The organism is Phaeovulum veldkampii DSM 11550 (genome assembly GCF_003034995.1).
In the GTDB taxonomy this organism is placed as follows: Bacteria; Pseudomonadota; Alphaproteobacteria; order Rhodobacterales; family Rhodobacteraceae; genus Phaeovulum; species Phaeovulum veldkampii.
The window spans coordinates 1-1,307 of record NZ_PZKF01000109.1 but is presented as its reverse complement, the minus strand read 5'-3'; the positions used below and the strand labels follow the sequence as shown (position 1 = coordinate 1,307).

The 1,307-nt window shown below is 60.8% G+C and carries 3 protein-coding genes; 1 reads left to right on the top strand and 2 read right to left on the bottom strand.

Annotation, left to right across the window (positions count from 1 at the left end):
* Positions 1-340 (top strand): OB-fold nucleic acid binding domain-containing protein (locus C5F46_RS16115; protein ID WP_235820209.1); only part of this gene is annotated, 340 nt, incomplete at its 5' end.
* A 47-nt stretch (positions 341-387) separates the two neighbouring features.
* On the opposite strand, the gene C5F46_RS16110 is transcribed toward C5F46_RS16115, so the two are convergent.
* Positions 388-774, bottom strand: a complete 387-nt coding sequence (locus C5F46_RS16110) for a hypothetical protein (protein ID WP_107326303.1) — start codon at positions 772-774, stop codon at positions 388-390.
* A gap of 189 nt (positions 775-963) precedes the next feature.
* Positions 964-1,307 (bottom strand): single-stranded DNA-binding protein (locus C5F46_RS16105; protein ID WP_107326302.1); only part of this gene is annotated, 344 nt, incomplete at its 5' end.

Sequence of the window (1,307 nt, the reverse complement as noted above, 5' to 3'; positions counted from 1 at the left end):
GGCGGGCGTCATTTTCCTGACACTGGAGGATGAAACCGGCACAGCGAATATCATCGTCTGGAAACAGGTTTATGAGGCTTTCCGCAAGGCGGTGATCGCAGGCCGACTGGTCCGCGTCACCGGCCGCATTCAGCGCGATGGCCCCACCACCCACCTGATCGCCGAGCGGGTCGAGGATGTGTCGGAGCTGCTGGCCACGCTCGGCCGCCCGGTGATGATCGACGCCAATGACGGTCGCGCCGATGAAACGAAACGCCCGGTCGGGGGAAGCATCAGATCGACAGCGCGCCATCCCCGGGAGCAGGCGCGAAAGCTGTTTCCGAGCCGGGACTTTCACTGACGGGTTGCCCGAAGATGCACTGCTGGGCACGGTGTATGGAGTTCGGCTCAGGCTGGGCCCAGATCGGCCCCAAACTTGATTGCGCCCAAAAACTTGGCGTCCAACTCAGGCTCATCCCATTTACCTGCGACCGTCATCCAACGGTCAATAAGCGACATGAAGTCCGGATCATCGCAGCTCATCTGAAACGTGTAGAGGCGATTGACGATCTGGCGCATCAAATCCCGCATCGCGTCATCGTCGATATGCGACACCTCGGCCCAAGCGATCTTGCGGCCCTCGGCATCAAGCACGAACACATCCGAATAGTCGCCATTATGCGTGACCGGAACGACACCTGCATGCACGGCCTCAAGCCTTGTATTGCGCACGCACATCACGGCCATGATCTTGGCCAAGCTCGCAGCGATCCGCTCTTTGTCTTCGGGTTTCATGCGCGAAACGTAGCGGAAAGAGGGCGATGCAGCCAGTCGTTTGCAAGGACTGCAACAGTAGAAATCTGAGTGTCTGGATCGTGTTACCGCTCTTGCCGATGCGCCTCGTCGGATTTCCGATATTTTGCATCGAGAAACCGAAGCCCGGCGAGTTTCCCCCGCCGGGCCCGAGGGGGGAGACCCCGTTCCTCAGAACGGGATCTCGTCGTCGCGGTCGACCAGCTCGGGGTTTTCGTTCTCGGCCGACTTCGGCCGGCTCAGGAAGTCGACCTTCTCGGCGATGATCTCGCAGCCGTAGCGGTCGTTCCCCATGCTGTCGATCCACTTGGTGTAGTGGATGCGGCCGTGGACGAGGACCTTCATGCCCTTTTCGCAATGCTCCGCGACCGTCTTGCCGAGACCGTTGAAGCAGGTGATGCGGTGCCATTCGGTGTCCATGACCCGGTAGCCGTTCTCGTCGCGCAGGACGCGTCCTTCCGAGAGGCGGGGGCGGGAGGTGGCGAGGCTGAAGTTGGTGATCTTGGTGCCGCCTT

What these genes read in the sequence shown, in the direction of transcription:
- C5F46_RS16110 (WP_107326303.1), bottom strand. Translation starts at nt 774, where the DNA reads ATGAAACCCGAAGACAAAGAGCGGATCGCTGCGAGCTTGGCCAAGATC.